Origin of the sequence: Okeania sp. SIO2B9 (genome assembly GCF_010672505.1) — a bacterium.
Classification (GTDB): Bacteria; Cyanobacteriota; Cyanobacteriia; order Cyanobacteriales; family Microcoleaceae; genus Okeania; species Okeania hirsuta.
This window is the reverse complement of record NZ_JAAHGK010000172.1, coordinates 1-8,125: the sequence shown is the minus strand read 5'-3', so window position 1 is coordinate 8,125 and position 8,125 is coordinate 1. Positions and strand designations below refer to the sequence as shown.

At 36.7% G+C, this 8,125-nt stretch carries 5 protein-coding genes; all 5 read left to right on the top strand.

The features are described from left to right. Positions 1–12 precede the first annotated feature (12 nt). On the top strand, positions 13–378 hold the full coding sequence (locus tag F6K13_RS08625; RefSeq protein ID WP_124147492.1) for a response regulator transcription factor: 366 nt from the start codon (positions 13–15) through the stop codon (positions 376–378). Between the two features lie 88 nt (positions 379–466). Next, the gene (locus F6K13_RS08620) at positions 467–952 is read left to right on the top strand and encodes a chemotaxis protein CheW (protein ID WP_124147491.1); all 486 of its coding nucleotides are present in this window, start codon (positions 467–469) and stop codon (positions 950–952) included. A gap of 71 nt (positions 953–1,023) precedes the next feature. Continuing rightward, complete coding sequence (locus tag F6K13_RS08615) at positions 1,024–4,926, top strand: GAF domain-containing protein (protein WP_287287215.1); 3,903 nt, start codon at positions 1,024–1,026, stop codon at positions 4,924–4,926. Positions 4,927–5,029: 103 nt separating this feature from the next. Beyond that, on the top strand, positions 5,030–5,197 hold the full coding sequence (locus tag F6K13_RS08610; RefSeq protein WP_287287213.1) for a hypothetical protein: 168 nt from the start codon (positions 5,030–5,032) through the stop codon (positions 5,195–5,197). Positions 5,198–5,835: 638 nt separating this feature from the next. Continuing rightward, on the top strand, positions 5,836–8,125 hold a 2,290-nt coding region (locus F6K13_RS08605), incomplete at its 3' end, for a chemotaxis protein CheA (protein ID WP_287287211.1).

The following is an 8,125-nucleotide window of genomic DNA, read 5'->3' as shown; positions in this document are numbered from 1 at the left end:
TATTAGAAAGTTATGAAAGCAAGTATATTAATTGTAGAAGATAACCCAACTGAAGCTAGTATTTTGACTGAATGTCTACAAAAGTCAGGATTTGATGCATTGAGCGTAACCACAGCAGAGGCAGCTAAAGCTTTGCTGAATCAAAAAACTTTTGACGCAATTTTAACAGACGTGGTATTACCTGGTCAAAGTGGTTATGGACTGTGTAGGGAACTAAAAAATCAAGAAAATACAGCTCATATACCAATTGTTATTTGTTCTAATAAATCAGGGAAAATAGATCAAAAATGGGGTATGAAGCAAGGTGCATCTGCTTATGTGACAAAACCAATTAATCGAGAAGAAGTTGTAGCAACATTAAGACGATTAGTTGTTTAATATCATGTTCCCCCTCTGGGGGAACATGATATAACATAGTTGTTTAACAAAAATAAATTTTTATGACTAAAGTCTTCACTTAAAGTCAATGCAAAAACAACAATTATTCCGTAGCACACAATATTTATGTATAGAAATTGATCGGACTTTACAAACTATACTATCTACTGATGACCTAGATGAAGTTATGACCTTAGACTACGGAAAAGTCTTACAAATACCAGGTATGCCAACTGTAGTTGCAGGAGTTTTTCAGTGGCATGGCGAGATTATATGGTTAATTGATATTGCTTATTTGATGGGATTTAATCCTTTACTATCTACTGGATACAATCAGGAAAAACTTCGGGTAGTAAAAGTAAAATATAAAGATAACTATCTAGGTATTTTAGTACAAAAAGTAGGTGAGTTGATAAATATTGAGACTAAAAATATTACCCTGTTGAAACAAAAAAAAGTTAATTCTCCTGTAGCAAAATTTATCAAGGGAACTTGTACAAACTCAGAGGGAGAAAAAATGATGATTGTAGATATTGAAAAAATTATTCAATATTTAGAAAAAGCAAAGAAATAAAAATCAGACAAAAAAATTAGCAAGAGCCGTTAAATAATTAGTAATTATTGATAATTAATACAACTAAAATTATGGCACAGACAAATTTTATAAAAACCAACCAATCAGAAAATAGAACGCAAAATATGAGCCAAAATTTCCACAACAAATCTGATCAAAAAACTGTAAATACTCAAGGAAATAATGAATCATTAGCAATTGTTCCAGTAAAAGTGTGGGAACAGGATACTAATCAAAAATCATTAGGAATCAAAGGAAAAACTAATACTTTAATAGAAGATTTAGGTGCCTTACAGGCTAATATAGATGTCAGAATTAATCAACTTCAAGTATTAATAGAAAAAGAAGGAGCAGCAGCCGAACGAGTAGAATTATTAAACGAAATTACTTCCCATATTCGGGAATCTCTCAACTTAAAAGACATCTTTAAAACAGTAGTAGAAGATGTCAGATCTGCCCTACAAACAGATAGAGTAGTAGTTTATCAATTTGACAAAAACTGGAAAGGTACAGTTATTGCAGAATCAGTTAATAGTGACTGGCCACAAGCTATAGGGGCAGAAATTACCGACCCCTGCTTTGCAGACCGTTATGTAGAGTTTTATCAAAAAGGCCGGGTAAAAGCGACTGCTGATATCTACGAAGCAGGATTAACAGAATGTCACATCAGTCAACTAGAACCTTTTGCTGTTAGAGCTAACTTAGTCGCTCCCATTCTTGCCAACGGAAAATTATTAGGCTTATTAATTGCCCATCATTGTTCTGAACCACGACAATGGGTAGAATCAGAAATAGAATTTTTTCAGCAACTCGCTACTCAGCTAGGCTATGCTGTAGACCAAGCTCTACTACTAACAAAACAAAAAATAGCTACCGAACAAGCTCAAAAACTTAATTACATCAATTTCCAGATTCGTCAATCTTCAAATGTTCAAGAAATTCTCACTATTTCAGTTGAAGAAACTCGCGAAGCTCTTGATTGTGACAGAGTAATAATATACGAATTTGATACCCAGTGGAAAGGCAAAATTATTGCAGAATCAGTTAATAGTGACTGGCCACAATCTATAGGGGCAGAAATAACCGATCCTTGCTTTGCCGATCGCTACGTTCAACCCTATCAAAGGGGACGGGTTAAAGCCACAGAAAATATTTACGAAGCTGGGCTAACAGAGTGCCATATTAATCAGCTTAAGCCCTTTGAAGTAAAAGCTAACTTAGTTGCTCCCGTAGTAGTAGAAAAAAAACTCATAGGTCTATTAATTGCCCATCAATGCACAGGGCCTAGAGACTGGACAGAATTAGAAATTGACTTAATTCGCAAGTTGGCTATTCAAATAGGTTATGCTCTAGAACAAACATACCTATTGCAAAAACAACAAGCTGCTGCCAAGCAAGCTCGATTTTTAAACGAAATTGGCATCAAACTCCGGACTTCCCAGAATGCCGAAGAGATTTTTGATCTTATTGTAGAAGAAGCCCGCGGTACATTAGAAGCCGATCGCGTCATACTTTATCAATTTGATGCTGACTGGAATGGTAAAGTAGTAGCCGAGTCAGTAGATCGAGCTTGGCCTCAAGCTTTTGGTAAAAAAATATCTGAGCCTTGCTTTAAAAAAAATTATCTCAAATCATATCTGCGAGGACGAATTAGCACAATAGAGAATATTGATGAAGCAGGATTAGGAGAATGTCATATCCAACTTTTAAAACCTTTTGCCGTTAAAGCTAATATTGTTGCTCCCATCATCGCCGAACAAAAACTTCACGGTTTGCTAATCGTACATCAATGTTCTGCACCTCGTAAGTGGCAAGAATCAGAAATTGACTTTACTAAACAACTAGCCACCCAGGTAGGTTTTGCCCTTGACCAAGTAACATTATTACAACAGCAACAAGCCGCTACAAAACAAGCTATTGCCCTCAATCAAATCAGCTCCAATATTCGTAAATCTCTTAACCCTCAAGACATCTTGAACACTACAGTCGAGGATCTGCAAGAAGCTATTCAAGCAGACCGAGTTATGGTCTATAAATTCGATCCTCAGTGGAAAGGTACAATAATAGCAGAATCAGTAACAGTCGGATTTCCAGAAGCATTAGGAGCTGAAATTGTAGACCCATGCTTTGCTCAAGGTTATATTAAGCCATATCTGAAAGGGAGAGTTAAACCAACCAATGATATCCGTGAAGCTGGATTAACAGAATGCCATATTAAACAATTAGAACAGTTCAATGTGAAGGCAAATTTAGTAGCTCCCATTATCACAGATAAAAAGTTATATGGTTTATTAATCGCCCACCAATGTTCTGCCCCTCGCTACTGGGGAGCATTAGAAATTGACTTAATTAAGCAATTAGCTATTCAAGTTGGTTACGCATTAGACCAAGCATTATTGCTACAGCAACAACAAGCAGTGACTCAACAAGCGCGGTTACTCAGTGAAATTAGCTCCCGTATCCGGGAATCTCTAGAATTGGAAAAAATTTTCCAAACTACTGTAGAAGAATCACTGGTACTGATGAAAGCTGACCGTATTGTCATATATCGTTTCGATGAAAACTGGGAAGGTAAAATTATTTATGAGTCAGTCAAACCTAATTGCTCAAAGATTGCAGAGATGGAAACAGAAATTCCCTGTTTCCCTGCTGAGTATGTAGAACCCTATCGTCAAGGTCGAGTACAAGTCACAGAAGATATTAACAAGGCAAATTTAACAGACTGTCACCGAGAACAGTTGGAAAAATGGCAGGTGAAAGCAAATGTGGTAGTGCCAATTTTAGTAGGTCAAAAACTTTATGGTTTATTAGGCGCTCATCAATGTTCTGATACAAGACAATGGCAAGATTCAGAAGTCCAAGTTTTCAAACAACTGGCTTTACAAGTGGGTTCTACCCTGGAACAAGCTCTCCTATTAGAACAGGTAATCCAGGCTCGGAAAACAGCAGAAACTATCTCTCAGGAGCAAAAAAAGGGTAAAGAATTATTAGAAAATCAAATAGAAACTTTTTTGACAGAAATAGAAAATTCTTTTGATGGAGATTTGACAGTACGAGCTAATGTAACAGTAGGTGTCATGGGTACTGTGGCTGACTTTTTTAATGCCACGATTGAAAACTTACAGCAGTTGGTACTACAGGTGAAGTCAGCAACAAATATTGTGAGTTCAACAACTGAAGGTAACAATGCTGAAATTGAAAAATTGTCTGGTGAAGCTCATCGTCAAGCAGAAGCTATTACTAATGCTCTTGGACAAATTCAGGTAATGACAAATGCGGTTAAAGCAGTAGCTGCTAATGCTCAACAGGCAGAAGCTAAGGTGCAGCAAGCAAATCAGATTCTGCAAACTAGTGATGCTGCAATGAACCGTAGTGTGGAGGGAATTGTGGTAATTCAAAAAACAGTGGAGGCAACCGCTCGGAAGGTGAAAAATTTAGGGGAAACTTCTAAGAAAATTTCACGGGTGCTGAATTTGATTAATGATTTGGCAAATCAAACAAATATTTTGGCGTTGAATGCTTCGGTAGAGGCAACCAGAGCGGGGCAAGATGACCAAGGATTTGCTACAGTTGCTAGTGAAGTACGTTCTCTAGCTGAACAGTCAGCTAGTGCTACTCAAGAAATAGAACAAATTGTTGAAGAAATGCAATCTGATACTAGCAAAGTTGTCAAGGCAATGATAGTAGGTCGCAAGCGGGTAATGGTAGGAACTCAGTTAGTTAAAGGAGCGCGAAAAACTCTGACTGATTTATTGGATGTGAGTGCACAGATCAGTGAGTTGGTAGAGGAGATTACTTTGTCTGCGACCACTCAAGCTAATACTTCTAGCAAACTGTCAAAAACAATGCAAGAAGTGGCAAACATCGCTAATCAAACTTCTGAACAATCTATGAATGTTGCAGAGTCTTTTTCTAAGTTACTAGAGGTAGCAGGAGATTTAGAAAAGAGTGTGGCGGAGTTTAAGGTAAATTAAATAGTGTTTTCGTTTGTCATGCTTTGCAAACAGCATTCAGCGCTCCCCAAGAAACTTTGGATGTAGTTCTAAAATGGTCTTATACCACATTATGCACTTCAAAATGTATAGCGCTGTGCGCAGGCAACAGCTCCGGAAGGCAACAGCTCCGGAAGGGGGATTGAAGAAGGAGACAGGAGACAGGAGAGAGGAGGAGAATTACATGGGGATAGTCTTCGACAAGTCGCTCCGCGTCTACGCTCCCCCAAGTAATTTTGAACACCCCCGTTGACGGTGGGGTATTAAACCCACAAAGAAAATGATAAAAAGCTGTTTGCGCAAGCATTCGGTAGGAATCAGATAAAACTTTTAGCTATTGGACACCTCCTGTAATTTGTAAATATGCCAGCGCACATTGCTATAGTATAAAAAATCAGGAGTCAGAACTCAGAACTCAGAACTCAGGAGAAAATAATGGTCGGTAATCAGAGAAATAAATGAAGTACAAATACTTAGCAGTTTCCTGGTAAACGGCGCGATGGTGCTCCGCATCGTCCGGAGCACCATCGCGAAGGCTAATTAACTTAATTTATAGAGTATAAATACTTAGGGGCTAGGAAATTTTGTGCTACTTTGTATATTACAAATTGACGTGCGGAATGTGGGTTTTATAGATATAGAAGTTCCCTACTCCCTAAAACCATCAATATAGCAGTCGAAGCAAAGGGCGCGGACATATCAAAAGCTTAAAAATCAGACAACGCCAGATTTTTCGGTCTTTCGGTTCTTTATTCTGCTATATATGTACTTCCAGAGGGTAGGAAACTGCTGTATTTAAGATTAATATCAAAAACTTAATGTTTGCCCACTGTGATACTTTAAATTTTCTTCCCTGTTGCCTGTTCCCTATGGATTTAGATTTTATAAATAATGATAGAAATTGACGATCAAGCCTACAAATTTTTTGTAGAAGAAGCTACAGAATTACTACAGACTCTTGAACAAGGATTAATACATATCTCTCAAGAGCATGAGCTCCAAAAACTACATCAACTAATGCGGGCAGCTCACTCAATTAAAGGTGGTGCTGCTTGTATTGGTTTAATGGGAATTCAAACAATTGCTCACGACTTAGAAAATAGTATTAGAGCGCTTTATCAAGAAAATACTGTTTTTGACCTAGAGTTAGAAAATCTACTGCTACAAGCTTTTGACTGTTTGCGATCGCCTACTGTTAAACAAATTGAAACAGGTAACTATGACCAAGAGAATTCTATTATTAAGGCCAAACAAGTTTTTGAGCAGATAGAAAAGAAACTTGGACATTCTTTAGAAGAAGCAGCAGAATTTCCCGAAGTATCGATGGAAGAAGGTGATATGACTAAATTTCTGTTTACAGAAGAAATACCCTCTGGTTTGCATCGTTGGGAAAATTTATTGGCTGGAAAGAATAGCACTGACAGTGGTTTATCCATTAAAGATGAACTGAAGAGACAAGCTGAAGTATTTGCAACTTTAGGGACAATGCTAAATTTGCCTGGGTTTACTTCTATTGCTCAAACTACGATCAAAGCTTTGGAAGTAAATCCAAAATACATAAAAAAAATTGGTACACTAGCTCTAGCAGATTTTTGGGCAGGGCAAAAAGCAGTATTGGCAGGCGATCGCACTCAAGGAGGGAATCTAAATCCCACATTGGTCAAACTAACAAAACCACTAAAATCTCGAAAGGTAGAAACAACTGCTAAGAGAAAACAAGTTAATCAACCAACTCAAGCAGTAAAAGCTGTTGTCCCTCAAAAATCTGAAGTTGCAGTGGAAACAGAAAATGTCAAAACATCTAATAGTGCGACCTCATCAGTAAATATTTCTCAAAAACAAGTTTCTGCACCGGGAGTTGCTAATCAAAAGAAACAAATTCAGCAAAAGCAAATTACTTCCACATCCTCATCTTCTTTGGGTGTCAGGATAGATATCAACCGTCTGGAAATGCTGAATAATTTGCTGGGAGAATTAGCCACTCAAGATAATAGTTTTATTCTCCAAAATCAACAATCTCAAGCTTCAATAGGAACTTTAGAAAAAGGGTGGCAAAAATTTCATCAGTTAATGATGAAACTTCAAGATATGAAGACTTTTTCAGAGCAACTAAATAAATCCCCCAATTCTCAGAATAATCAACTAGCATATCTGGTAAATATACTGCCAAATCTATTAGAAGAAATTGCTCAAGTAGGCGAAGCTGTGAATGACATTAAACTACTACATCAGCAAAGTCAACAAGTTGTCAAAAAAAGACAACAAACCTTACAGCAAATACAAAATAATCTCACAAAAACTCGAATGTTACCTGTGGAATCATTATTGAATCGATTTCCTAGAATGATTAGAGATTTGTCAGTGCAAAAGCAAAAACAGGTCAAACTCGAATTAGTGGGGATGAATACTCTAATTGATAAAGTAGTTTTAGAGAAATTGTACGATCCTATGGTTCATATAGTCAGAAATGCTTTCGATCATGGTATCGAACCCCCAGAAATCAGACAAAGTAATGGTAAATCAAAAGAAGGACAAATCACTATTAAGTCTTATTATCAAGGGAATTATACTTACATAGAAATTCGAGATGATGGTCGGGGTATAGATGTTAATAAAATTCGGAATCTAGCTATACAAAAAAAAATTTTTTCTGTCACTGAAGCTGCTAAATTATCCACTAAACAATTATACAAATTATTATTTTATCCTGATTTTTCAACTACAAAAAAAGTGAGCGATTTATCAGGAAGAGGGATGGGATTAGAATCAGTTTACAGTCAAATAGAATCATTGAAAGGAAATATTACTATTCAATCCCAACTTGGTCAAGGGACAAAATTTATTCTGAGACTGCCATGGACTTTAACAATTACAAAATTATTGGTTTTTCGCATGGAGGGAAATTTCTTTGCAATTCCTTTAGATATTTTAGCAGCCATTATATATGTTGACCCTAGCGAAATTAAAGTCGAGCGCAGGGAAAAAGTATATTATTGGAAAGGCAAAAAGGTATCTATAGCACCATCAATCTTGTTGGATTATAATTATCCCATAGTTTCAGGAAGTATTCAACAAGAATCAGTGGAATTTTCTTGGAAAAATTCTTATACAAAAAACTCTCAAGGGAAAGTGATGTTGTTATTGATATCTGAAGATTCAGATACAATTGCCATCAAAATTG